Origin of the sequence: Cytobacillus gottheilii, from assembly GCF_900166665.1 — a bacterium.
Taxonomy (GTDB): Bacteria; Bacillota; Bacilli; order Bacillales; family Cytobacillaceae; genus Cytobacillus; species Cytobacillus gottheilii_A.
Genome location: NZ_LT800494.1, coordinates 1,669,989 through 1,694,476, shown reverse-complemented (window position 1 = coordinate 1,694,476; position 24,488 = coordinate 1,669,989). Strand labels below are relative to the sequence as shown.

Below are 24,488 nucleotides of genomic sequence, written 5' to 3'. Positions count from 1 at the left end.
TATAGATTAAAAAGTGAACAGTTCTATCTTTACCGTTTAAGTTCATTGTATCATGAAAGAAAATGGCTTGTTCAATGTAAGCGTTTTATTCGTTTATAAATCAGGAAAACCCTTCTGTGATAAGTATTCTCAACATCTTTTTATTGAAAAGTTGATGTTTCAGTTTTACAATAGGAATGAGGGACGAGATTCTGCAGCGAGCAGAAGCACAAGATTTATTTCTTTTTTTAATTTATTCAGGAGGTTTTTTTTATGGCTAAGTATACAATCGTTGACAAAGATACATGTATCGCATGCGGAGCTTGTGGAGCAGCTGCTCCAGATATTTATGATTATGATGATGAAGGCATTGCCTTTGTTACATTAGATGATAACCAAGGAACAGTTGAAGTTCCCGATGTTCTAATGGACGATATGATGGATGCTTTTGAAGGATGCCCAACTGATTCGATTAAAGTGGCGGATGATTCCTTTGAGGGAGATCCGTTAAAATACGAATAGAATATTTTTGAAAGATCTCCTTTCTTTTGAAAGGGGATTTTTCTTTTCCAAAAAATAAAAAAAGCAGCTATGGCTGCTTTTTTTTGTATTATTTAAACCGCACTTTTAAGCGCATTTTGATTTTGCTTGGTTATCCATACACTCATTTTAGAGTAGATCAGCATAAATACGGCTGCTATTAATAATCCTTTAACGATATTAAAAGGCAAGATCCCCGTGACAATCATCGTCCGCATTTCAGGAGCAGACATGGCAGGAGCGTTTAAAAAGAATGTGTACGCTGGCAGTATCACTAAATAATTGAGAACACTCATCATGATTGCCATGATAATAGAACCTGAGATAAGTCCGATCGTCATTCCTTTTTTCGATTTAAGACGATTGAAAATATAGTAGGCCGGAAGAACAAATAATATTCCTGCTAAGAAATTTGAAATATGACCAACAGGTACTCCTGTTGCACTTCCAGTCATAAAATAGTCTAAGATATTTTTAAACAATTCAACCAAAATACCTGCCAGTGGACCAAAGATTAATGCAGCGATTAGTGCAGGTATATCACTGAAATCAATCATTAGAAAGTTTGGAAATGGCGGCAGCGGGAAGTTCAGCAGCATTAATACATATGCGATGCTGCTCAGCATTCCAATAGCTACAAAAGCTTTTACATTCAATTTTTTCATTTTTTCCTCTCTCCTTTTTAGGCTATCTCTCCTAAAGAAGAAAGGTTCAGCAAAACAAGCGGCAATAAATAACCCCCAAGTATATACTTGAGGGAGAAAAGGCACGCTTTAATAAACGTTCAAAACACCTGCATTTTTTGAACGCTTGCAGAACCTCCATCTTCTCCCATCCAGACTGTACTGTCGGCTTTGGATTCACACCAAATCCTGCCCAATTTAGCGTACTAGCTATGCGTGCGTTAGAATGCAGCATACTGATACAATCAGGCTCGCGGGCTTAAAGCATTTCGCTTATCACCGCCGGTCGGGAATTTCACCCTGCCCCGAAGATAGACCATATTAATTTGTTATACAGGTACATTATACTGAAAAATATTGTAGTTGTGAAGGAATAAATCTCAGTTCAAAATATTTTAACTCTTTAAAGCGTTTCCTTTTTACATCGGTACATAATATAAATTGACAGACTATTAGCTATCTTGTAAAATAGTCAAAAAAATCGCACGATGCAGGGGGAGCTTATGTACACCGTATTAGTATCAGATGCAATAAGTGAAGAAGGACTCAAACCGCTTTTAGATATGCCTGGTCTTGAAATTATTCAAAAGAAAACAGATGACCCATCCGTTAACCTCCAAAAAGTTGATGCCTTACTCGTTAGGAGCGCTACAAAAGTTACTGAACAGCTATTGAGTCAGATGACAAACTTGAAAATCATCGCCCGTGCTGGAGTTGGCGTTGATAATATTGACGTCCCCGCTGCAACAAAAAAAGGGATCGTCGTGGTGAATGCACCTGATGGAAATACCATCTCAACTGCAGAGCATACATTTGCCATGATGGCCTCCTTAATGAGAAATATTCCACAAGCCTATGCATCAGTAAAAAATAAGGAATGGAAACGCAATACTTTTGTAGGAACTGAGCTATATGGAAAAACATTAGGAATTGTCGGGTTAGGCAGAATTGGAACCGAGATTGCCAGACGTGCAAAAGCATTTGGGATGACTGTAACTGTTTTTGACCCTTTTTTAACAAAGGATCGAGCTGCTAAGCTTGGCGTTGAATCCGCACCACTAGAGACCTTACTTCAATCATCTGATATTATCACCGTTCATACACCGCTCACTCAAGAGACAAAAGGACTTATTAACCGTGAAAGCTTAGCGTCGACGAAAAAAGGAGTATATATCTTAAATTGTGCCCGCGGAGGCATTATCGACGAACTTGCACTTGCTGAATATATCGGCAATGGGCATGTAGCAGGTGCCGCGCTTGATGTTTTTGAATTAGAGCCGCCTGGTGAACATCCTCTCCTGAAATATGATCAAGTCATTGCCACCCCTCACCTCGGGGCGTCAACAAAAGAGGCACAATTGAATGTAGCAACTCAAGTCGCCAAAGAAGTTCGAATGTTCCTTGAAGATATGCCTGTTTCTAATTCAATCAACCTGCCGGCCATCTCAAAGGATTTATACAATAAACTGCAGCCATTTCATCAACTTGCCAAACAAATGGGCACAATTCTGTCACAATGTGTAAAAACCGGTATTCATGAACTGTCTATTACCTATTCAGGCTCCGCCACTGACCTAGAAACTCCATACTTATCGAAAGCTTTAATTGCTGGTTTTTTCAAGAATAGAATTGATGCGTACGTAAATGAAGTAAATGCACTTTTAACGGCGAAGGAACGGGGCATAACAATCGGAGAGAAGATTTCAGCGGACGCTTTTGGCTATTCAAACTGTATAACTGTAACTGCAAAAGGAGATCATTTCACCTTTACTGTCAGAGGGACTTATATTGATCATTATGGTCCCCGTATTGTGTTTCTGAATGGCTTTAATATCGACTTTCTACCAGAAGGAAATCTGCTGTATATTCAGCATATGGACCGACCAGGTGTCATTGGCTCTGTTGGTAAAATACTCGGTGACCTATCAATCAATATTGCCACGATGCAAGTGGGCCGGAAACAGGCTGGAGGAGAAGCGATCATGGTATTATCTTTTGACAAACCAATCGAGGAACAAACATTATCAGCCTTAACTCAATTAGAGGACATTGTTTCCATCAATTCTATTTTGCTGCAATAGCTGATATACAATTGATAATTAAGGAACACATATTTATATTTGAGTACAAATTTAGAACCACCTTGTGTAAAAATGATTCAGTTTTGATGCAGAAAAAAGAAATACCGTTACAAATCTTATTGAAATATGCAAGATAAATAACTCATACGATTAACATAAAAAAAAACGCTAAAATGTATTATTTTAGCGTTTTTTTCTGACCTATTTAGTTTAGCCGTTTTAGGCATAATTTTTAATACCCTTCATTACACCTAGAGTAGTCGAGAGGATTAGTACTAGCGAAAGAGCTAACGCCCACATACTTCCTTCCTCAAATAGTGCCACTAATACAACACTGTATGAAGGAACACCTAATGAACTTAGCAATGGTAATACAAATGCAGTTGCAAGGACCCCCATCAGAAATATCATCATTAACTTTTTATTCCTTTTATTCACAATACTCACCTCCTATACAACCATTTTATCATAAAAACCATAATTAACTAATTTTTCAAATAACTTCTCTTTGCAATTACCTATTGTAAATTGCATTTCTAATCTCCAAATCATTCTCAATTATTTCCAATGAATAGGTTAATTCTTTTCCATCAGCTGATTTGAGGATTTCAAAAAGAGTTGTAGAATGTTCAATGTATTGAGCGTACTTGCATTAAAATTTATACATAATTATAACTTGTTTCGGTATTTCATCAGCCATATTTTCCAATATACTTTCCTCACCCTATTGGATATTCTTTTCTTTCTCCTTTGGAAAAAGTCATTATAGATGTATAGCCTGTCTCTTTTGCAAGCTTAAGGGCTTGGTCAAAGTTACTGCCAACATGTTCAGGAAAATGAGCATCTGAAGATAAAACAATCGGGATGTTTTTCTCAAAGCATTTTTTCAAGAGCCTTGGATCTGGGTATAATTCGCCAACAGGTTTTCTTAATCCAGCAGTACTGATTTCCACACATGTCTTTGAATTGGCTAATGCATCTGTGGCCCGTTCATATTGCTGCAGTAAAAATTCTTCATCATCTGGTACATATTTAAATATTTTCACCAGATCCAGATGACCGACGATATCAAATAAATTCGACTCTGCCAATGTTATAACCTGGTCAAAATAACCTCTATAGACTTGTGCAACGTCCCTTCTGTCCCATTCTTTTCTGTACTCAGCTAAATCAATGCCGAAATCTCCTACCCAATGAATGGAGCCAATCACATAATCAAAATCATAACTTTTGATAAATTGCTCCATTTCTTTATGCTTTCCTGGAGTATAGTCCATTTCAATTGACATTTTTACGTCTATTCCTTTGTTCCACGCTTGCTGAAATAACGATACATAGTCTTTCATATCATAATACCGTCTTTCATTCACCCATGGATTCTGCAGAATATCTGCTGTCTGATAAAAATGATAGGCATGTTCTGATATACCAAAGCTTTCTATTCCAAGTTCTTTAGCCTGATCCGTAAACTTTGTTAAATAGTCTAATGATAGTGTACCGTTTTCCAAATGATTGTGATAATCCGTGAGCATCCAATCTCCCCCTTAATTTAGACATCATTATACGCTTATCAGAAAAATCAGGCAACGAGGAAGATCATTTTCTCACTAAAAAAACTCCTGCTCTGTTTAAAAACAGACAGCGAGCAGGAGGATAGATGTTTAATTAGAGATAATAATTCTTTCATTTATTTGAATCGTGTCGCTGTTTAACTTATTCATTTCTTTTAACTCTTGAACTGTAAGACTCGTCTCTTCAGCTATCGAAGACAACGTGTCGCCTTTCTTCACCAAGTAAACCCTTGCAGCATCAATTTTAGGGATCGTTAAACTCTGTTCAGGCACAATATGATCTGAAACAAGCTTGTTTGCTTCTTGAATAGACTCTACATCAATTTTATACTGAACAGCGATATCCCAAAGCGTTTCTCCACTGCGGACCTTATGGATCATCGTTTCATCGCTTTCAGTTTTTTCCTCTTTTTCCTCATCTTCTTTTACTTCATTTTCACTATAATTTTGACCTCTTGAACCAAATTCATTTAGAACAGCTGCTGTCCTTGTATCGGAAGAATTGTCCTCTCTTCCAAAAACTTCGACTGAGTCACCTAATGATTCATGACCATAAGCTAAAAAGGGATCAAGTGCATTCTGTTTTTCATAGGTCCATTCATTTTTATGTACTTCGAAATGTAAATGTACACCAGAAGAATTTCCGGTACTGCCCATCTTGCCAATTACTTCTCCCTGTTCTACTTCGCTTCCTTCTATCCCTAAACGCTCTTGTAAATGAGCATAAACCGTTTCTGTGCCATTCCCATGCTTTATAAAAATAACATGGCCGTAAGAACCTGAATAATAGGACCTTGTGATCGTACCTGAATCAACAGCATATATTGGCGCTCCAGACTCAGCTGCTATGTCAATTCCTTTATGCTTTCCGTTTCTTGTCCCAAAAGTATCTGTTATAATCCCATCAGCTGGCCAAATCCAGTGGGAAGTTTCATTCGCAATATTAAATGTTTCAGCTTTTATTGTCTTTCCTCCAAGAAACAGCAAACTAACACAAAGCGCCAAACCCCCAGCGATTAATAAACGCTTTATATAATCCTTCAATGTTTTTTCCTCCTAATTTTGACTGCAGCTTATTCAGAAAGCTTTACGCACAAAATTTCAAACCAAATATTTATTTATGTGCAGCAGCCTTTTATTCTAAAACTCTCTTTCACAGCCTATGATGGCATGTACCAATTTAGAACCTAGCATTAAGAGACTCACAGCGAAGACACGTGAATTAGTATGTGTCCCTTTTAGGGATGACTATACAAACTTTTTTTAAAATAAAGTGGCTGGGACAAAACGAAAATAATCTTTCTAAAATACGAATGTTCTTTTTCAAGGTTTGGGTGTATACACAAGCCCGTTCCACCTGCGCTACAGACCCCCTCGCTTTCCGTGGGAGGAAGCTGAGCCTCCTCGTCGCTCTCGCTCCTGCGGGGTCTCACCCTTTCCTCTATGGCCCACAGGAGTCGAGGGCCCTCCGCCCATTTCACTCATGTTTAGAAATATTAATAACAAATAAAAAACCGAATGATTAGAAAGATTTACTTCCTAATCATTCGGCTCTGTGGTTGTGTTAAATACTTATGTCCCAGCCTTTAAGGCAACTCTTTTTGATTTGGTGCTACAGGCGGGTGAAGCTCCTGGGTAAGGTTAAATCTTCCCACTGTATCTACATCTGCATTCTCAAGTTTGACAGCCTGATAATTAAATTCCTTAGCAGTCAGTAATAATGCCTCAATCATATATGCTGTTTCTTCATTATCCTCTATTTCTGATTCATCACTAAATGTAATCACCACTGTGTGATCATGAACATCTGTCTGAAAATTAATATCTGCTGGTATTGATGCCATCAATGGAGGGTCAATCTCGATTTCCTGTCTCATTGCATTAAAAGCTTCCTCTATGGATTGCGGCCTCTCGTCGTGTGTATACGGAACTAGAAATGGCTCTTCCATATCTTGATCTGGATAAAATAAATAGAAAGCATATTGATTAGATGAATTGTTAGGAGTAAATTCTGAGATTTCACCGTAATTCCCTAAGTCAACTCCAGGATTTCCATCTGTAGTTAACTTTATTTCTTGAAGGTTAAATTCTTTAAATATATTGATAAAGAAATTATTTATGACCTCAGCAACAGAAGTAAAATGATATTGATGATCAGAAGGCATATCAACGTTTAAGATGTTCTGATTCTGATCATAAGTTAAATCTGCATTTAGCGGATAAAATTCAGATAATCCCCACTGTTCTTCTGTTAATTTGGGCATTGTTTCTTTGTATAAATCAAATTTAGTTTTACCTTCTTCTTTAGGCACTATTACACTAACAGGAACTATATTATTAATGTTTTTATCAGGAATGACATATGTCAGCACTTCACTTTCCTGCAGATCTTCTTCATATACAGCTGTTGTAAAATCATTTTGGATATCTACTTCTGCTTCCGAATCAGATGAGTCATTTTGAGTGCTTTCATTTTTCTTTTCAGATGAGTCGAGCACTGCTGAATCGTCAGAAGTTGACTCTGCGTCATCTTGCGAGTTTTCAGATGATCGTTCTGCAGATTCTTCGCTGACAGCACTATATTGCGCCGATTCCTGTGAGCCGCTTGAAGAATCTTCAGCCGTGTCCTGTCCCCCCATCATACCGGGAATAAGAATCACCATGAGAAGCAGTGCGGCAGCGGCAGCTGCACTAGGAATAAGCCAAGTTTGCCGTTTACGACGATTCATCTTCATCATCACGTTCTGGTATACTTCCCGTTTTCCACGCTGATCTTTTATTTTTGGCATTTGTTTTAATAACTCTTCAATATCCCTATCATTATGATCATTCTTCCGCAATGTCCACACCCTCCTTTGCCAATATTTCTTCCATGTGCTTTTTTAGCACTTTTAACGCTCTATGCTGTGTAGTTTTGACTTTGCTTTCTGTCCAGTTCAAAGCCTCCGCAGTTTCAGATATTGATAATTCTTGTATATATCTCATCACAATAACCGATCTTTGGTCCACTGTACAATATCCTAAACATTTATACATCACACGCACTTCTTCCTTTTGCATGAAGATATCTTCAGGAATAGGCTGATCATCCTTCACTTGATGTGCTGACCAATCGAAGGTGTCAATCAATCTTTGTTTCCAGCCTTTTTGCTTGCGGAAAGAGTCGATTGCAACGTTACGGGCAATTGAAAAGAGCCACGTTTTTTCACTGCTTTTCCCCTCAAATTTATCATACGATTTAAGCACTCTAATATATACTTCCTGCACGAGATCCTCGGCCAATTCCTTGTTTCTTACCATATAAAATAAAAATTGAAAAACGTCATGATGATATTTACTGTATAATTCATCAAAAACGGAGTCCATCGATTCCCCTCCCCGTTCATTAATATAGTCGTAATATAAAGAAAAAAAGTTACACTATAAATATAGTATTTGTCATAAAAAAAAGGAAGGATTGCAGTTCCATATCCTTCCTTTCTCCTATTTATCATATGCGATTGTTTCTTGTGAATCAAGAACAATCGGCATATTTTTAGCATTTATTCAATATTTCGCGGAATAAAAATAGAAAATGTCGTACCGTGTCCAAGCCTGCTTTGTACGGTTATATGACCTTTGTGTGCATCAATTATATTTTTTGCAATAGCTAAGCCTAAACCTGTACCAGACCTTCCGCGTGTTCTGGCTTTGTCTTCTTTATAAAACCTTTCAAAGATAAACGGCAAATCTTCTTCCGGTATACCTGATCCTGAATCTGCTACCTCCATATACAAACCACGTTCATCCACATCAGATGTAACCGTGATCGTACCCGCTTCTGGCGTGTGCCGCATCGCATTATCAATTAAGTTCGTTAAAACTTGTTCAACTCGATCTGGATCAAATATAAAGAAATAATCTTGCTGTAAGTCTTCCCCTAAAGAGATTCCTTTATCTTTTGCAAGTCCTTGAAATTTGCGTATGATTTTTTGGATAAAAGGAGTTACGTCTACCTGCTCCTTAGTTAGTTGAATATGCCCTGCTTCCATTCGCGCAAGATCAAGTAATTCATTGACAAGGCGGCCCATCCGCAGCGATTCATCATGGATGACTTTAATCATCTCATTCTTTTCTTCTTCAGAAGACGCTATATTGTCAACAATAGCTTCACTATAACCTTGCATCATTGCAATTGGTGTTCTTAACTCATGTGAAACGTTGGCAATAAAATCTTTCCGCAGTTTATCAAGCTGTCGCTCTTCTGTCATATCCCGAATAACAGCGACTGCACCGCGTATATTCTTTTGATTATAAAGCGGACTAATAATCATTACCCATGAACGACCTTGTATGGAAAGTTCACCAACCTGTTCCATTTCCGTACTGACCGCAAGCTGAAACAGCTCGTTTACCTTTGATGGAACCACTTCTGAAGGACCGCCTTCACTGCCTTTTTCAAAATACCAGCTTTGCAAAAATCGCTCTGCAGGAGGGTTCGTAATCAATATTGTCCCATCGCGATTAAAAGTAATAACACCATCTGCCATTCCGCTTAAGATGCTTGCAAGCTGTTCTTTTTCCTGACTAAGTGCGTCCATATTGAATTTAAGCTGTCGTCCCATTTGATTAAAGGCAGTTGCCAATTCACCGATTTCATCATAAGACAAAAACGGTACCTTTGTATCAAACTTCCCTTTAGCTGCTTCCGAAACAGCTTCCCGCATTTTTCGAAGCGGAGCAGTTATTCTGGTTGACAAGAAGAATGCAAAAATGGTGGTTAAAATAATCGCTACACCAGCAGCAAGCAGAATAAACTTTGTTGTCGTTTTGGTTGTTTCCTGCATTACTTCAATCGATTGATAAATAAAGACTGCACCATCTTGATTTTCATCAGGCGGAAGCGGAACACCAATGATTAGAGCTCTTGCTTCATCTTCATCTTCCGGATTGGCTGAGAAGTAAGAAGAAATCTTCCTTACCGTTTGGTCTTTCGTAAAGACTTCGTTTAATTCATCATCATCTCTTAAATAAGAAATCGGCAGCTTTTCCGAATCATTCAGGTGATTGGGAGAATAATAGTACTCATGATCATCTTTGATAATGATGACTTTTGTAACATCATCAATCAATTCCCACGCTATCTCAAGCCCCACGTCTTGATCATGTTCTTCTAAAATTCTCGAAATCTTTATTGCTGTAGCTTCTAGTCCTTTATCTGTTTCATCTATATGATAATTTTCAAAAAACTCAAGTAGCATTACAGTTAAAATGAAAAGAACAAAGGAAACGAGCAGGATAATGGTAATCCAAAGCTTACCTACTACACTTCGCCAAAGCATCATTCATTAATAACCTCAAATTTATAGCCTACCCCCCAGACGGTAACAATCATTCTTGCTGCCTGCTCTGAAACTTTATTCAGCTTTTCCCGCAAGCGCTTGACATGGGTGTCAACAGTTCTAAGATCGCCGAAAAACTCATAATGCCAAACCTCTTTGAGCAGCTGTTCACGATCAAACACTTTATCTGGAGTCTTTGCCAGAAAATAAAGCAGCTCATATTCCTTAGGAGTTAAACTTACTTCTTTTCCATCCGCTAACACTCTATGCGCATCATTATCAATGGTTAAATGCTGGAATACAATCACATCTTTAGCTGAAGGTTCCGCCTGCACAAACGTTGATGCTGAAGAACGGCGGAGCAATGCTTTTACGCGCAGAACAACTTCTCTAGGACTGAATGGTTTTACAATGTAATCATCTGTTCCTACTTCAAAACCTTGTACACGATTTACCTCTTCTCCCTTGGCTGTCAGCATGATAATGGGAGTTGCCTTTTTTTCTCTTATTTCACGGCACACTTCAAGTCCATCTTTTCCTGGCATCATTAAGTCCAAAAGAATGACATCGTATTCTTGATGAAGCGCCTTTTCCAATGCTTCATTTCCATCTTCAGCTTCTTCAATGATGTAATCTTCTCTTTCCAGGTACATCTTTAATAAGCGGCGAATTCTTTCCTCGTCATCTACAACTAAAATTTTTGCATTTTGATCCATATCCTTCATCTCCTTATTAAAAGTACGAATGTTTTATAAGGCATAGAGCTAGAAAAGCCCAATGATATAAAAGCAATAACCGAACTGATAAGAACCTTTTTAAAGAAAGCCTTCACTGTTTAATAGTGAAGGCTATAAGATTTATATGATCAACATTTCTACATCCTTAGAAATGCAGGCAAGCATACTTTATGACCCTGCATATGAATGCAAACCAGCTATAACTAAGTTCACCACAATAAGATTAAACATAATGATGATAAAACCAATCACACCTAGCCATGCTGATTTTTTTCCATGCCAGCCTTTTGAAAGACGAAGATGCAAATAGGCAGCATAGAATAAGAATGTGATAAGAGCCCATACCTCTTTCGGATCCCAGCCCCAAAAACGCGTCCAAGCAATTTGTGCCCAGATCATTGCAAACACTAATGCACCTAGCGTAAATACAGGAAATCCAATTAAAACGGAACGATACCCAATCTCGTCAACTAAATCTGCGTTAACCTTAGATGTCAGAGGCTGAAGAGCTGCTGAAATCCGTTTACGCAAAATCAATCGTAATAAAAGATATAAAACAATTCCTGCTAGTATTGACCAAATGACCGTATTTAATTTTTTTGCATTAATAATTCCCGGCATCTCAACTAGAGGCTCCATAGCACCTTCTGTCAAGCTTACCCCTTCATTAGGACCAACGAGCGGAGGCAGCTGATATTCAGCAACTGACTCTACATTATTTTTATCTACCCAGTTAAAATCAGCCTTATACCCAGAAGCTGAAAAGCCTGTAGAAATTAAAATAAATCCTAATGTACAAACAAGACCAAACATAACAGCTTCAAGCCAGAAGCTCTCTTTCGTTTTTTTCGTATGATCAATCACTTTTACTAAATAAAGAAGACCGGCAGCAAAACTAATTGCTAAAATAGCTTGTCCCATCGCTGCTGTTGTTACGTGAATATGCAGCCAATGACTTTGCAATGAAGGAACCAGCGGCGAGATATCTCTAGGAAACATTGCCGCATAACCAATCAGCAGCATTGCAATTGGAAGTGTAAATAAACCTAAGACTGCTGTTTTGTAAATAAAGTAGATAACAATAAATGCACCTACTAATGACATACCGAAAAAGGTAGTAAATTCAAATAAATTACTAACAGGAGCGTGGCCTGCAGCAATCCATCTTAAAATAAAGTAACCTAACTGTGAAATAAAACCGGCAATTGTAATCGCAATGCCCGTTTTGGCCCATTTATTTGGACCCTTACCTTTCTCTCTCTCCTTGGCGCGTTTATCTTTTATAGAGCCGGCAAAAAATACCGTACCTACTAAGTAGAGCAGAAAGGCAATAAAAAGAAGATTGCCGCTCAAACTAACTAAATCCACCTAAGTTCCCCCCTATGTTTACTCTTTCTTGTCAAGCTGATCTGCCGGTTCGTTTAGGCTTGTTCCATCAAGAACAGCCGCTATATCACGTTTAAGACCATGCCAGTTTTTATTTGTATGCCCTGCCACCCAAACTTCACCATCCACTTTTCGCAGCCAGACGCGGCGATGGTTCCAATAGGAGCCTTGTGCAACACCAATCATAAAAATGAATCCGCCTAATGCAAGTACCCATAGTGTTAAATCTTTTCTGACAGTTAAAGCTGTTACATCTTTCGTTTCCACCGCTTTAAAGGACATTTTGTACTCATTATCTGTAAAAGGTTCAATCGTTTGCTGTATAGCGACAAAGCTAACTTCACCATCTGGCTTATCCGGTGTAAACATTTTGAATACAAATGCTGGATTGTTTGGAATCCGTGACTTTGTTATAGGCTCTGAGTTTTCATCAAATTCAAAGTCCGGGAAATAGCTGACTATTTCTACTTGATATCCATTACCAAGATCATAGGAATCCCGAGGATCATACAAGTCAATCGTTAAATCTCCGTACTCCTCACTTGTTTGTTTGTTGGATAAAGCAAATGTCATTTTATTCAACTCATCAAGCTTATAATCTACTTGGTAAAGGGCTAAGTCTTCGAATTTAAGCGGATGATTGACTCGAATGCTCTCATCTCTTACTTTTTCCAGTTGGGGTGTTTCACCATGAACGGTTTCACCCTTTGTTTTATACAATGTGACATTCGATTGGAAATTCTTCGCCACCATTCCTTTGTCTTCAATAGCAGCAGAAAATTCTTCTTTTGAATTTTCTTTATCGTACGTCTCAAGAATAAATTCGTGGTTTTCAAGATAATATTGGCCTTCTGTTTCAGGAATGACTTTTGTTTCGCCTTCTCTTACCCAGAGAATTTCATCTACATACATGCCTGGTACAAACCTGAGCATACCGCCAATTAAGAAAATAATCAGACCCACATGGTTTACATACGGACCCCAACGCGAAAATCTTCCTTTTTCAGCCAGGATATTTCCATTCTCTTCCCGAATTCGATAACGTTTTGCCTTTAGCTTTTCTTTAACTGTTTCAAACGCTTGGTCTTCTTTTTCTACCTCTGACACACTAAACAGTCGCTGTCTCTTTAGAAACCCTTCGTGTCTTGTTACTCGCTGAGTCTTTAAAGATCTGTATAGAGGAATCCCTCTATCCAAGCTGGCAATAATGATGGAAATCCCAATTGATGCAATTAAGAGCAGATACCACCATGAACTGTATAAATTATGAAAGCCCAGTGTATAATATAGTTGCCCCAGCCAGCCGTATTGATCTTCGTAATACTCCGATGCAGGCATCACAGGTGGTATGTACATCTCCTGCGGAAAGATCGTACCAAGTGCAGAAGCAATCAATGTGATGACAATTAGCCAAACGCCAACCTTTACAGAAGAAAAGAAGTTCCAGATTTTATCTATAATGGTCTTATTGTATGTTTGAGAACGCCTTGCACTTCCCTCATACCGCATATCAAGCAGCTTTTTATCTTTTTCTTTTTCAATTAAAACTTTTCCGCATGATTCACATAAAACGGTACCATGCGGATTGTGGTGACCGCATTCACAAATTACTTCTTTCATTGTAAAAACTCCCCATACACCCTTATGGTTTAATCTCTTCCATGTACCCTTTTATCATTGCTTCCGTCATTCCGCTTTCAAGACGTTTGACAACGATTCCATCCTTATCAACTAAAAACGTTGTAGGGAGAGGACCTATTCCATATGCTTCCATTACTTCCCCTTTGTCAATCACAATTGGAAAATCCAGGTTATACCTTGAAGTGAATTTATCGACTGCAAATTCAGATTCGTTAATATTCACTGCAAGCACTTGTACCCCTTGTTCCTTGAATTGCTTATATTGATTGTTCATATAAGGCATTTCTTTTTCGCAAGGCTTGCACCATGTTCCCCAGAAGTTGAGGAATACCCCTTGTCCCTCATAATCGGAAAGCTGATGCTTATTTCCTTCCATATCTGTTAAGACAAAATCAGGTGCTTTCTCATTGATTGCCACTTTTCTAATATCATCACTGCTGAAATTAGCATATAATGTATACGCTACGGCAGCTCCGAGCAGGATTAAAATCACCGTCCGTATAAGAAGCCGTTTTTTCTTCATCGAATACCTCCCCATTCAAACAAAAGGCAAGAGTGTTAAGGAAACATTGTGTATTTTGTCACTTTGCTTCTTAGAAGCAGTTTGTACATAATTATATCATTTATTAGCATAAAGACGTTGTTAACTATGTGAAGTAAATGTGACATTTATGCGAAAATATTTCCTGTTGTTCTATTTTTTTCCTTGTGTTGCTATTGTTCTCAGCTGCTTCACTTCATGAGCAGTCAATTCTCTTCCATCACCAGGAGAAAGCCCCTCTAATGTTAGTGTTGCATATCTCTCTCTTTTCAATTTAAGAACATTGTGTCCAATGGCTTCAAACATTCGGCGCACTTGACGGTTCTTCCCCTCATGAATAATTAATTCAACGATTGCTGTTTGTTTTTTCTTATCCATAGATAAAAGCTTTGATTTCGCTGGTGCTGTTTTTCCATCTTCAAGACGGATGCCTTTCTGCAGGCTTTTTAGGCTTTCTTTTGATGGAATGCCTTTCACTTTTGCAACATAGACCTTTTCAATTTCACTTCTTGGATGCATTAATAGGTTAGCGAATTCCCCATCATTTGTTAAAAGCAGCAAGCCGGAAGTTTCATAATCTAATCTGCCAACAGGATAAATACGCTGTTCAATTTGCTGAAAATAATCAGTTACTACTTTTCTGCCTTTATCATCTGATACTGCGGAGAGAACTCCTCTTGGTTTGTAAAATAAGAAATAAACAGGCTGCTCCCGTTCAATCGGAATGCCATCAACTTCTACTTTATCATTAGAGCCAACTTTCACTCCCAATTCTTTGACGACTTGACCATTTACTTTTACATGCCCCTCGCTTATTAATTGTTCCGCTTTGCGTCTTGACGCAATGCCGGCATGGGCTATTACTTTTTGCAATCTTTCCATTATGTCACCTCATATATTTCGACAATACATTTTCTATCCTTATGAATTATGCCATATTCCAGCATCTTTTCAAAGTAAGCTATACGATAAACTGTAAAAACTCGCAGGAATTTAGCTTATTAAGATAAAAATAGACAAAAAAAAAGCACTTAGGTTTCCTCCCCAAGGCTTTTATAATCATTAAATATATTGTTTTAAGCAAAAAGAAGTGTTACGACGATGATGGCTGCAGCGATGCCGACAAGGTCAGCCAGCAGGCCAACTTTTAATGCATCCCCCATTTTCTTAATGCCTACAGCTCCAAAATAGACAGTCAGCACATAAAAGGTAGTATCTGTACTTCCCTGGAGCACGGAAGCCAGTCTTCCAATAAAAGAATCTGGTCCATAGGAAGCGATCAAGTCACTCGTCATCCCCAGTGCTGCTGTTCCTGAAATGGGGCGGATGATTGCAAGCGGGACAATTTCAGCTGGAATTCCGATCGCCTCTAACGCGGGTTTGATGAATCCCATCATATACTCAAGTGCTCCTGATGCCCTGAAAACCGAAATGGCCACAAGCATTCCAACAAGAAATGGAATAATCGATACCGCAATTTTAATGCCTTCTTTCCCGCCCTCAGTAAAGCTTTCATAGGTAGGTACTTTTTTCATCGTACCGTAGATCAGTATGATGCCAATTAAAACGGGGATAAACCACAAAGATATAAGAGAAACAATTTGCATACAACCTCATCCTTTTCGAGTTCTTCTGTAATAAAAATAGCGGTCAATTAAGATAGCACCAAGAGCAGAGCAAAAGGTTGCAATTAGCGTCGGTCCGACAATATCCGTCGGATTGGCGGAATCATAATTCATGCGAATGGCAATAACAGTTGTTGGGATGAGGGTAATGCTCGAAGTATTGATTGCCAGGAAAGTTATCATAGAGCGGCTTGCATAATCCTTTCCGCCATTTAAATTTTTTAGTTCTTCCATCGCTTTAATGCCAAGTGGTGTCGCCGCGTTGCCTAATCCAAATAAATTAGCCATCATATTGGAAAGGATATACCCCATTGCAGGATGGTCGTTTGGCACTTCCGGAAAAAGCCTTTTGACAATCGGCCTAAACAAGCTGGCTAGTTTTTTCAATAAGCCAGCATCCTCTGCAATTCTCATCATGCCAAGCCAGAAAACGAGAATACTGATTAATCCTATACATAACGTGACTGCCTCTTTTGCTCCATTAAAGACAGCCTCATTCACTTCACTCATTGTTCCATTGAACATGGCAAAAACAATCCCGATCACGGTCAATAGCACCCATATGATATTAACCATCTTGCTTTACACCAACAATAAATGAAAATAAACTGCGGAACTTGTCAAAGAACGTTTTTTCTTCGAGTTCTTCCTCTTTTTCATAATAAATAGGCATCGTTTTTATTTGTTCATTGTTCAAATAGACAATCGCTTTCCCGACAACATCAGGTATATTTTCAGGATTTCCCCAATTTTCCTTAGGCTTGGTTAATTGATACTCTACTTTAAAATTTTCTTTCTCTTCAGCTGTTACCGGGTAGTTATAATCACTTTTAAGATAAATTTTATTTTTATATTGTTTTTCATCCGTCTCTTTTATGATCCCTTCTGATAGGACCTTTACAGACTCATAGGTTTTGAAGGCTGTTTCATACATCTGGATATGATCATTCCAGTCATCTGGACCGTTCAGTGTTACAGCGATTAGCTCTAGTCCATCCTTTTCAGCGGTTGTTACTAAAGTGCGCTTCGCTCTTTTGGTATAGCCCGTTTTGCCCCCGGTTGTATGATCATACAGTTGAGTTAGCAGTCGGTTCTTATTATTCCAGACCCTGTCCCAGCTTTCGTTAGGATTTGGAGCTTTATGTACTTTTGTTCCCGAAATCTTTTGATACATCTCATTTTCCATAGCGTATCGAGTTAAAATCGCCATATCATATGCGGTTGAATGGTGATTCTCATGGTCATCCAATCCATGTGGATTTTCAAAATGAGTATTGATCATACCAATTTCCTCTGCCTTCTGATTCATTAAAAAGACAAAGCCTTCTAAACTGCCTCCAATATGCTCTGCAATCGCTACTGCTGCATCGTTTCCAGATCTCAGCATTAATCCATAAACTAAATCTTCAAGCTTTATTTTTTCACCTTCCTGGAGGTAGATGGAAGATCCCTCTGCCCTAATCGCATTCCCGCTTACTTTAACCATTTCATCAAGCTTGTCAGACTCGACCGCAAGAATTGCCGTCATAATCTTGGTAATACTGGCAATTCTTCTTTTCGTATTAGCCTCTTTTCCGTATAATACCCTTCCAGAGTCTTGCTCCATTAAAATCGCGCTGCTCGCACTGACTGAAATGGCAGCTGCTGCTTTATGCGGGACATTCATCAAAAGAAATGTCAAAGTAATCATTAAAATGATGAGCTTTTTAAAGAGTTTCATTGCCAATCCCCGTTTCACATTATTGTTTGTACAAGTTTATGCAAGCGAAATAGAGTTATGACTTGAAACTAATATAAGAGGTCATACATTTACTTTTAAAAAAAGCACAAGAAATTGGATAGCAAGTATCCATTCCTCGTGCCCTGCTTATTTTTTATGTCTGTTTTGCAAACTTTGTTGTCTTTATAATCATGTACGAAGCTTCAGAGTACTCGCATGTGCAGGAGTATCCCACTATTTCGCTTCATTCAACAGAGATATGACTAAAATGCTCCTTTAAAAAGTGATATTAAAATGAGAATGTTTCAGAAAAGAGCCTTTTTTATTAATATGGCTTCCACTTCAATTCTGATGCTTTTAAGTATCGGTCTTCAACGTCTTTCCAGTTCACTACGTTCCACCACTGATCAACATAATCTGCTTTCTTATTTTTGTACTGCAAATAATAAGCATGTTCCCAGACGTCCAAGGCAAGCAGCGGGATGGTATCCCATTGTGTTAAGATCATATGCCTTTCAGATTGAAGAATTTCTAAATGCCGCGATCTTGGCGACCAAACCAGGATTGCCCAGCCTACGCCTTCAACCTGTTTTGCCGCTTCAGAAAACTGCTTTTTGAAGTGATCAAAGCTGCCAAAGTATTTTTCTATTTCTTTTAATAGGGCTCCAGCAGGCTTTCCGCCTCCGTTAGGAGACATGTTATTCCAGAATATTGTATGCAAATAATGACCGGATCCATGAAAGGCTAATTCCCTCGACCAATGCTTTATAAGGGAAAAATCATTCTTTTTCCTAGCCTTTTCTAATTCATTTTCTGCTTTGTTTAAGCCATCCACATATGATTGGTGATGCTTGTCATGATGCAATTTCATGATTTCTTCTGAAATATAAGGTTCAAGGCTATTATAATGATAAGGAAGTGGAGGCAATACATGTTTACCAGGTGAAATAAAGGGTTCTTGAATAGAAAAGATGCTTCCTAAGCTTGATCGTTCCCGAAAATAATTTTCCATATCTTCATGCAAATCTTCTACCTGTTCATGAATATGATTGATTTCTTGAGCATTTAACGGCTGATTTAACATATTCATTATTTCAGTAAAATTTTCCATTTTCTTCCACAGTTCATTATTACGGTCAACATTTTCAGATTCAAGAAACTTCTTCATTTCACTATTCCATTTAAAAACATCCTGTACATAATCATTCATCTTGCTCATATGAACCTTCCTTCCTTTTTCTCTGACCTCCTACAATGGTATGAACCATTGCTTGGCCGCTAGAATGAAAAATTCTTCTACTAAGCTATAGAAAAAATCATGAATCTAACCAGTGTATTGATAATAGAAAACTCCAAAACAGCTCTACTTATAGCTACTCACATAATGATTATTTTCCTAACCCGCATAGAGCGCACCTCTTACTCCAAATTTTTATGTGTCAAAGGAACTTTCAGGCAGAAAAAAAGCCGAAAGCAATTTTTCAACATTGTTTCGGCTTCTATAATATGGATTGTACGTTATCTTGATTGAATCATTTTGGTTCTGTAATCCGTTTCATAATATTCCAGTTCTTCTCTAATATGCTGAAAATCAGCTTCTAAACCTTTGAAAAGATCCTTTACACTCTGAGGTACGCTCTCATGGAATCGGATCGAGTTTTTACCTGTATAGGCAGAACGGCTATTTTCAAACCATGTATCATTTTTAGGAGAGAAGAACTCTTCTACACATTGATGATAAATGCGATATAGCGTTTTTTCAGCTGCTCCCTTTTGAAACGGTTCACCTAGAATGATGACATTACAAGCATCCAAGCCTTCTTCACAATAAACGAGCAGCTTTCTTATATTAGATAACACTTGTTTATAATATTCCTTGTTTCCTTGTTCTTCAGATAATAATCCAGATACTGTAGTTTCGTTCAGAAAATTTTCAAATACAGATACAGTATTCCCTAGGAAATTTTTAACGTCCTCCATTTGCGTCTTTACAATGGCATTTCCCAATACTTACACCTCCAGTTAATAAAACAGCAGTAATCTTTTTATAATAGCTTATGACCAATTTCATTTTTTGGACAGGTGATTGTCCTGAACAATTTCGTGATGAGATTTTCATGCTCGTCCTTTATTGAAGTTAGAATCGTCCCTCCTAATCTCACTCTGAAGGATCCAACATTCTATTTAATTTTACCACAAACAAGCTTTAAATGTTTCAGAAAAATCAATTATCGATTGTTTCCTGGAACTTCTCAAAAAATAAATCTGCATCATCTAATATTGTCTCATCTTCTGTATGATCTGGCAGCTGCGGAAGCTCCTCGATATGATTTAATCCAAAATAATCTAAGAACTCTTTCGTTGTTCCATATAAATAGGCACGTCCGGTTCCTTCAGCTCTGCCGACCTCTCTAATTAATGCTTTAGAGGTAAGTGTTTGCAGGGGACGTTCTGTTTTAACTCCTCGAATCTCTTCAATTTCAGCTCTTGTTATAGGCTGTTTGTACGCAATAATCGCTAAAGTTTCTAAAGCAGCCTGAGAGAGAGAGGCTGTTGAAGGAGACTCTACTAATTTCTTTAGATACACTGCATTTTCCTTTTTTGTTGCAAGCTGAAACGTTCCTGCCATTTCAATTAGCATGATGCCCCTTGAACTATTCTGATCATATTCATGTTTGAGATTTTCAACGATATCAATCGCCTGCAATTCATCAATCTCAAGCACATTCATAATTTGCTTGATGGATAAACCTTCATCACCTGCAGCGAAAAGAAGACTTTCTAAGATGCCACCCCAATTAATTAATTCCATTTACTGCTACTCCTTCCGTTGCTTCTATATAAATTTCAGAAAAATTTCCCACTTGACTCACAGCAATCTCTTGCCTTTTCATTAGCTCGAGTACTGCTAAGAAAGTAACGACCAGATGCTCCTTGTCCTCTTTTGGGAATAAGCTATAGAAGGTTGTACGGCCATGCGATTTTTTAATGAATGTAACGATTTCTTCCATTCTTGTTTCAATGGGTATTTCCTGACGCGTAATCTTTGTCGAAAGCGGTTTCTGCAGTTTTTTTCTGCGCAGCAGTTTTTGAAATGCACCAAGCATATCATACAAGGAGACGTTTAAATCTTTTAAATCATTCTGCTCGCTTTCTGCATATACAGCCAGGTCACTCGGAGGCTTTGTGTAGATCATGCCTCTTTCCTGCTCCATCTCTTTTAACTCTTCAGCAGCTTCTTTATACTTTTTATATTCTATTAATCTTTCAACGAGTTCATCCCGCGGATCTTCTTCCATTTCCAGCCCGAATTCGTCCTCAAGCTCATCTTCTTCATGTTTTGGCAGGAGCATTTTGCTCTTAATCGCCAGCAGTGTCGCAGCCATTACTAAATATTCACTGGCCACATCAAGCTGCAGTTCCTTCATTGTGTGAATATATAATAAATATTGTTCCGTTATCTTTGACACCGGAATATCATATATATCAATTTCCAATCGATTGATTAAATGGAGCAGTAAGTCCAAAGGGCCTTCAAAAGCATCTATTTTTACATTATATTGCATCATTTGTACCACCAAAATTTCTTCCAGAATCGAAAATCAAATTATTTTTGCATGAATATCCATTATGCCATATGCGTGTGCCAATGGGTATATTTATCTCTTCAAACTACTGAGCGAATATGTATCGCAACCGTTATCGCTGCAGAAGCTAAGAACTGAAAACAGATTTTCTTAATAAGTATAAATGATTCATAGCCTTTATCCAATGCTAAAATTAGGCATGTATTTGTATTTTTATGATAAAATAGTTCAAATAATATGTAATCACGTTTTTGAGCAGACCTACAGTATTAATAAGGAGTGAAAAGATGTATCCACTCGAATATATAAAGTTTATTGTTCACTTTCATGGAGATCGAGACTATTTCGAATGTCATGAGATTTTAGAGGAATATTGGAAACAAACCGAGGAGTATCACAAAAACTCTATATGGGTGGGGTTTATTTTGTTTGCTGTCTCCTGTTATCATCATCGCCGCTTAAATTACCGAGGAGCGGAAAGAACCTTACTAAAAGCGCTTAAGATTTTTTATAATAGGAAAGAATCTATAAATAACCTTGGTCTTCATGCTAATACCTTTCTTGCAGATCTCCAGAAGAAGTATACTGAGATTGTAAACAGGAAGCCGTATAAAAGCTATAATATGCCTATAGAAGATCCAGTTCTTCTTGAAAGAGCAATGGAGACGTGTTCTGCATTAGGTTTAAAGTGGTGCTGTGTAAGTGATATTGCAAATGAGGATTTAATTCACCGCCACTCTAGAAGAGACCGCAGCGGTGTTATTGCAGAGAGACTTGCTGCAATGCAAAAAAATCGCTGATATCTGTTTTCTCCAATCTTCTGAAGAGCGGATTTATTAAAACAATATATAAAAGGCAGTGATTAATCACTGCCTTTTACTGTCTCATTAAATTGGCATCTGTGTAAAAACGCTTCTGTTTCTTCGACTGATGTCATAACTTTCTCCGGAAACATGTCCTGAAGAGCATTTATCATGGCTTTTCCAATTCCTTGCTGTCTATGTGAAGGATTAACAGACACATGGAGCAGTTCCATCGTATCTTCAGTAAAGGATACACCAACAAGGCCAATAATGTCCTCTTCTTCCTTCCACAAAAAAAGCTGCTTATGCCGCTCTGATTCATAAACCTTCATGGTTTGCTGCAATTTTTTTAAGTCTTTTTCATTTGGCATAAAAGACAAAAGACCCATTGCAATTTTTTCAAATGTTTTCTTATATCGAATTAACATAATTATCCCTCATTAAATTTGATTAAAGTCGGGCTTGATCAGTCAAGTGGAGAACGCATTATACGTACTAGGATGAAACCCATTATACTATTTTCCCCATCTGAACAGCATTATAAACTGTTTGCACCATTATATGTAAGATCGTCTGAATGTTTCTTGTGCACTCTTTTTTCATTAGACGGGCCTATTTAGCCAAGGGCGATAAAAAACCAATAATATAAACCCCAAAGCAGACCTAACATCAAAATGATCATAAAAAGAACCCAGTTGCTTTTTTTCATATACACCCTGCTCCTGAAAAATCTGTAGTGAATGGAAACTATGATTCATTGTACACCATCTGGTCGAATATTTCCATGTGCTTTTTGACCAGGTGGCTGCATCATTCATAAACAGCAAAAGCTGCCCATATTGGCAGCCTTTATGAATTAAATCTATTACCGCAATCTATGATCCTTTTTTATCATAGCATGCAGCCCATGTGTCGTATGCTAATTGCGCAGTTACACGTAGTTTAACTCTGGATCTTTGTTTGAATGGATAAGTCTAAACGGATTAGGTCTTCTAATGTTTCACGGCGTACAACAAGCTGTGCTTCTCCGTTCTCTACAAATACAACCGGCGGACGCGGCAGGCGGTTATAGTTGTTAGCCATGGAATAACCGTACGCACCTGTACAAAAAACAGCAAGCACATCATTTTCATCGGTTTCCGGCAATGGTAAATCCCAAATTAGCATATCTCCGGATTCACAGCATTTTCCCGCAATTGAAACAACCTCATTTGCTTTTTCCAGTGGCCTCCCTGCAAGGACCGCTTCATATTTTGCCTGATAAAGGGCCGGGCGAATATTATCACTCATCCCACCATCAACCGCTAAATATTTCCTTACATCTGGAACTTCTTTACGTGAGCCAATTTTATAAAGAGTTGTACCTGCATCCCCAACTAATGAACGGCCTGGTTCAATCCAAATCTCAGGCATTTTCATTTCATGCTGAAGTGCGAGATTCTTAACCTCTGTAATAATATCTTCCACATATTGTGAGGCAGCAATCGGCTCGTCCTCGCTTGTATAGCGTATGCCAAAACCGCCGCCTAAATTTAATACAGCAGGTTCGAATGATAAGCGCTGTTTCCAGTCATTGAGTTTCTCAAAGATTTTCTGTGCAGCTAAAATAAAGCCGGTTGTTTCAAATATTTGTGAACCGATATGACAATGGATGCCAAGCACTTCAAAAGATTGAGACTTTATAGCACTTTGCAATGCTGCTTCTGCTTGTCCATTTTGCAGATCAAAACCAAACTTCGAATCTTCCTGCCCTGTCAATATATAATCATGCGTATGTGCTTCAATGCCAGGAGTTACCCTCAGTAAGATGTTCGCTTTTTGATTCTTCTCCTTGCAAATACGTTCTAACAATTGGAGTTCATAGAAATTATCAACAACAATACAGCCGATCTGATGTTCTAGAGCCATTTCCAGCTCTTCTCGGCTTTTATTATTGCCATGAAAGTGGATGCGTTCCACTGGAAAGTCTGCAGCCAGTGCTGTATACAGTTCACCTGCTGAAACAACATCAAGTGATAATCCCTCTTCTTCTACAAGCTGAACCATCGCAATGGTAGAGAAGGCTTTACTTGCATATGCCACTTGTGCTTTAATGCCTAATTTTTCAAATGTCTCTTTAAATCCTCTTGCACGATCCCTAATCAGTGCTACATCGTATACATAAAGCGGCGTTCCAAATTGGCTCACTAAGTCAAGTGTATCGACTCCGCCAATTTGCAAATGTCCTTTTTCATTTACTTGTGCTGTGCCATTAAAATACATTCACCCATTAC

General features: G+C 38.1%; 24 protein-coding genes and 1 riboswitch. Of the genes, 3 read left to right on the top strand and 21 right to left on the bottom strand.

The genetic code is table 11. From position 1 onward, the window contains the following. Nucleotides 1-252 precede the first annotated feature (252 nt). Nucleotides 253-501: a ferredoxin gene (locus B7E07_RS08260; RefSeq protein WP_066444059.1), complete on the top strand. Its 249-nt coding sequence runs from the start codon at nt 253-255 to the stop codon at nt 499-501. A gap of 92 nt (nt 502-593) precedes the next feature. On the opposite strand, the gene B7E07_RS08255 is transcribed toward B7E07_RS08260, so the two are convergent. Next, the gene (locus B7E07_RS08255; RefSeq protein ID WP_080845414.1) at nt 594-1,184 is read right to left on the bottom strand and encodes an ECF transporter S component; all 591 of its coding nucleotides are present in this window, start codon (nt 1,182-1,184) and stop codon (nt 594-596) included. 154 nt (nt 1,185-1,338) lie between these two features. Further along, nucleotides 1,339-1,519, bottom strand: a riboswitch (FMN riboswitch). 186 nt (nt 1,520-1,705) lie between these two features. Between B7E07_RS08255 and serA the strand changes: the two genes are divergently transcribed. Beyond that, nucleotides 1,706-3,283, top strand: a complete 1,578-nt coding sequence (gene serA, locus B7E07_RS08250) for a phosphoglycerate dehydrogenase (RefSeq protein WP_080845413.1) — start codon at nt 1,706-1,708, stop codon at nt 3,281-3,283. Nucleotides 3,284-3,502: 219 nt separating this feature from the next. Here the strand turns inward: serA and B7E07_RS08245 are convergent, their stop codons facing one another. The 18 genes from B7E07_RS08245 to B7E07_RS08160 form a co-directional block, all read right to left on the bottom strand. Further along, nucleotides 3,503-3,721, bottom strand: coding sequence for a hypothetical protein (locus B7E07_RS08245; protein WP_080845412.1), 219 nt, complete (start codon nt 3,719-3,721; stop codon nt 3,503-3,505). Nucleotides 3,722-4,002: 281 nt separating this feature from the next. After that, the gene (locus B7E07_RS08240; protein WP_080845411.1) at nt 4,003-4,815 is read right to left on the bottom strand and encodes a histidinol-phosphatase; all 813 of its coding nucleotides are present in this window, start codon (nt 4,813-4,815) and stop codon (nt 4,003-4,005) included. A 129-nt stretch (nt 4,816-4,944) separates the two neighbouring features. Then, complete coding sequence (locus B7E07_RS08235) at nt 4,945-5,898, bottom strand: M23 family metallopeptidase (protein WP_080845410.1); 954 nt, start codon at nt 5,896-5,898, stop codon at nt 4,945-4,947. 542 nt (nt 5,899-6,440) lie between these two features. Next, nucleotides 6,441-7,694, bottom strand: coding sequence for a GerMN domain-containing protein (locus tag B7E07_RS08230; protein WP_080845409.1), 1,254 nt, complete (start codon nt 7,692-7,694; stop codon nt 6,441-6,443). Next, nucleotides 7,681-8,220, bottom strand: coding sequence for an RNA polymerase sigma factor SigX (sigX, locus tag B7E07_RS08225; protein ID WP_080845408.1), 540 nt, complete (start codon nt 8,218-8,220; stop codon nt 7,681-7,683). Before sigX ends, B7E07_RS08230 begins: the two co-directional genes overlap by 14 nt. A gap of 176 nt (nt 8,221-8,396) precedes the next feature. Further along, on the bottom strand, nt 8,397-10,178 hold the full coding sequence (locus tag B7E07_RS08220; protein WP_080845407.1) for an ATP-binding protein: 1,782 nt from the start codon (nt 10,176-10,178) through the stop codon (nt 8,397-8,399). Then, nucleotides 10,175-10,891, bottom strand: a complete 717-nt coding sequence (locus B7E07_RS08215; protein ID WP_080845406.1) for a response regulator transcription factor — start codon at nt 10,889-10,891, stop codon at nt 10,175-10,177. Before B7E07_RS08215 ends, B7E07_RS08220 begins: the two co-directional genes overlap by 4 nt. A 189-nt stretch (nt 10,892-11,080) precedes the next feature. After that, complete coding sequence (gene ccsB, locus B7E07_RS08210; RefSeq protein ID WP_080845405.1) at nt 11,081-12,280, bottom strand: c-type cytochrome biogenesis protein CcsB; 1,200 nt, start codon at nt 12,278-12,280, stop codon at nt 11,081-11,083. Between the two features lie 18 nt (nt 12,281-12,298). Next, on the bottom strand, nt 12,299-13,918 hold the full coding sequence (gene resB, locus B7E07_RS08205; protein ID WP_080845404.1) for a cytochrome c biogenesis protein ResB: 1,620 nt from the start codon (nt 13,916-13,918) through the stop codon (nt 12,299-12,301). Nucleotides 13,919-13,940: 22 nt separating this feature from the next. Further along, nucleotides 13,941-14,462 (bottom strand): thiol-disulfide oxidoreductase ResA, encoded by a 522-nt coding sequence (gene resA, locus B7E07_RS08200; RefSeq protein ID WP_080845403.1) that lies wholly within the window; start codon nt 14,460-14,462, stop codon nt 13,941-13,943. 171 nt (nt 14,463-14,633) lie between these two features. Next, a complete protein-coding gene (rluB, locus tag B7E07_RS08195; protein ID WP_080845402.1) occupies nt 14,634-15,362 on the bottom strand; it encodes a 23S rRNA pseudouridine(2605) synthase RluB in 729 nt (242 codons plus the stop codon). 194 nt (nt 15,363-15,556) lie between these two features. Further along, complete coding sequence (locus tag B7E07_RS08190; protein WP_080845401.1) at nt 15,557-16,087, bottom strand: spore maturation protein; 531 nt, start codon at nt 16,085-16,087, stop codon at nt 15,557-15,559. A 6-nt stretch (nt 16,088-16,093) separates the two neighbouring features. Next, entirely contained in the window at nt 16,094-16,681 is a 588-nt protein-coding gene (locus B7E07_RS08185; protein WP_080845400.1) for a nucleoside recognition domain-containing protein, read from the bottom strand. Then, nucleotides 16,674-17,825 (bottom strand): D-alanyl-D-alanine carboxypeptidase family protein, encoded by a 1,152-nt coding sequence (locus tag B7E07_RS08180; protein WP_080845399.1) that lies wholly within the window; start codon nt 17,823-17,825, stop codon nt 16,674-16,676. The genes B7E07_RS08185 and B7E07_RS08180 overlap by 8 nt, the downstream gene beginning before the upstream one ends. Before the next feature lie 325 nt (nt 17,826-18,150). Next, nucleotides 18,151-19,044, bottom strand: a complete 894-nt coding sequence (locus B7E07_RS08175) for a superoxide dismutase (RefSeq protein WP_080845398.1) — start codon at nt 19,042-19,044, stop codon at nt 18,151-18,153. A gap of 299 nt (nt 19,045-19,343) precedes the next feature. Then, nucleotides 19,344-19,832 carry a YpuI family protein gene (locus B7E07_RS08170; protein ID WP_080845397.1) on the bottom strand — a complete coding sequence of 163 codons (489 nt, stop codon included), beginning with the start codon at nt 19,830-19,832 and terminating at the stop codon, nt 19,344-19,346. 217 nt (nt 19,833-20,049) lie between these two features. Then, on the bottom strand, nt 20,050-20,637 hold the full coding sequence (scpB, locus tag B7E07_RS08165; RefSeq protein WP_080845396.1) for an SMC-Scp complex subunit ScpB: 588 nt from the start codon (nt 20,635-20,637) through the stop codon (nt 20,050-20,052). Continuing rightward, nucleotides 20,624-21,391: a segregation/condensation protein A gene (locus tag B7E07_RS08160; protein ID WP_080845395.1), complete on the bottom strand. Its 768-nt coding sequence runs from the start codon at nt 21,389-21,391 to the stop codon at nt 20,624-20,626. Before B7E07_RS08160 ends, scpB begins: the two co-directional genes overlap by 14 nt. A gap of 308 nt (nt 21,392-21,699) precedes the next feature. On the opposite strand from B7E07_RS08160, the gene B7E07_RS08155 reads away from it, so the two are divergent. Continuing rightward, complete coding sequence (locus B7E07_RS08155; RefSeq protein WP_080845394.1) at nt 21,700-22,212, top strand: DUF309 domain-containing protein; 513 nt, start codon at nt 21,700-21,702, stop codon at nt 22,210-22,212. Between the two features lie 62 nt (nt 22,213-22,274). On the opposite strand, the gene B7E07_RS08150 is transcribed toward B7E07_RS08155, so the two are convergent. After that, a complete protein-coding gene (locus tag B7E07_RS08150; RefSeq protein ID WP_080845393.1) occupies nt 22,275-22,643 on the bottom strand; it encodes a GNAT family N-acetyltransferase in 369 nt (122 codons plus the stop codon). Nucleotides 22,644-23,157: 514 nt separating this feature from the next. Further along, nucleotides 23,158-24,477 (bottom strand): diaminopimelate decarboxylase, encoded by a 1,320-nt coding sequence (gene lysA, locus B7E07_RS08145; RefSeq protein ID WP_080845392.1) that lies wholly within the window; start codon nt 24,475-24,477, stop codon nt 23,158-23,160. Between the last annotated feature and the right edge of the window lie 11 nt (nt 24,478-24,488).

Bases quoted from the DNA above. Each gene is read 5' to 3' on its own strand.
- B7E07_RS08260 (WP_066444059.1), top strand. From the start codon at position 253: ATGGCTAAGTATACAATCGTTGACAAAGATACATGTATCGCATGCGGA.
- B7E07_RS08255 (WP_080845414.1), bottom strand. From the start codon at position 1,184: ATGAAAAAATTGAATGTAAAAGCTTTTGTAGCTATTGGAATGCTGAGC.
- serA (WP_080845413.1), top strand. From the start codon at position 1,706: ATGTACACCGTATTAGTATCAGATGCAATAAGTGAAGAAGGACTCAAA.
- B7E07_RS08240 (WP_080845411.1), bottom strand. From the start codon at position 4,815: ATGCTCACGGATTATCACAATCATTTGGAAAACGGTACACTATCATTA.
- sigX (WP_080845408.1), bottom strand. From the start codon at position 8,220: ATGGACTCCGTTTTTGATGAATTATACAGTAAATATCATCATGACGTT.
- B7E07_RS08220 (WP_080845407.1), bottom strand. From the start codon at position 10,178: ATGATGCTTTGGCGAAGTGTAGTAGGTAAGCTTTGGATTACCATTATC.
- B7E07_RS08215 (WP_080845406.1), bottom strand. From the start codon at position 10,891: ATGGATCAAAATGCAAAAATTTTAGTTGTAGATGACGAGGAAAGAATT.
- resB (WP_080845404.1), bottom strand. From the start codon at position 13,918: ATGAAAGAAGTAATTTGTGAATGCGGTCACCACAATCCGCATGGTACC.
- resA (WP_080845403.1), bottom strand. From the start codon at position 14,462: ATGAAGAAAAAACGGCTTCTTATACGGACGGTGATTTTAATCCTGCTC.
- rluB (WP_080845402.1), bottom strand. From the start codon at position 15,362: ATGGAAAGATTGCAAAAAGTAATAGCCCATGCCGGCATTGCGTCAAGA.
- B7E07_RS08190 (WP_080845401.1), bottom strand. From the start codon at position 16,087: ATGCAAATTGTTTCTCTTATATCTTTGTGGTTTATCCCCGTTTTAATT.
- B7E07_RS08185 (WP_080845400.1), bottom strand. From the start codon at position 16,681: ATGGTTAATATCATATGGGTGCTATTGACCGTGATCGGGATTGTTTTT.
- B7E07_RS08180 (WP_080845399.1), bottom strand. From the start codon at position 17,825: ATGAAACTCTTTAAAAAGCTCATCATTTTAATGATTACTTTGACATTT.
- B7E07_RS08175 (WP_080845398.1), bottom strand. From the start codon at position 19,044: ATGAGCAAGATGAATGATTATGTACAGGATGTTTTTAAATGGAATAGT.
- scpB (WP_080845396.1), bottom strand. From the start codon at position 20,637: ATGGAATTAATTAATTGGGGTGGCATCTTAGAAAGTCTTCTTTTCGCT.
- B7E07_RS08160 (WP_080845395.1), bottom strand. From the start codon at position 21,391: ATGCAATATAATGTAAAAATAGATGCTTTTGAAGGCCCTTTGGACTTA.
- B7E07_RS08155 (WP_080845394.1), top strand. From the start codon at position 21,700: ATGTATCCACTCGAATATATAAAGTTTATTGTTCACTTTCATGGAGAT.
- B7E07_RS08150 (WP_080845393.1), bottom strand. From the start codon at position 22,643: ATGTTAATTCGATATAAGAAAACATTTGAAAAAATTGCAATGGGTCTT.
- lysA (WP_080845392.1), bottom strand. From the start codon at position 24,477: ATGTATTTTAATGGCACAGCACAAGTAAATGAAAAAGGACATTTGCAA.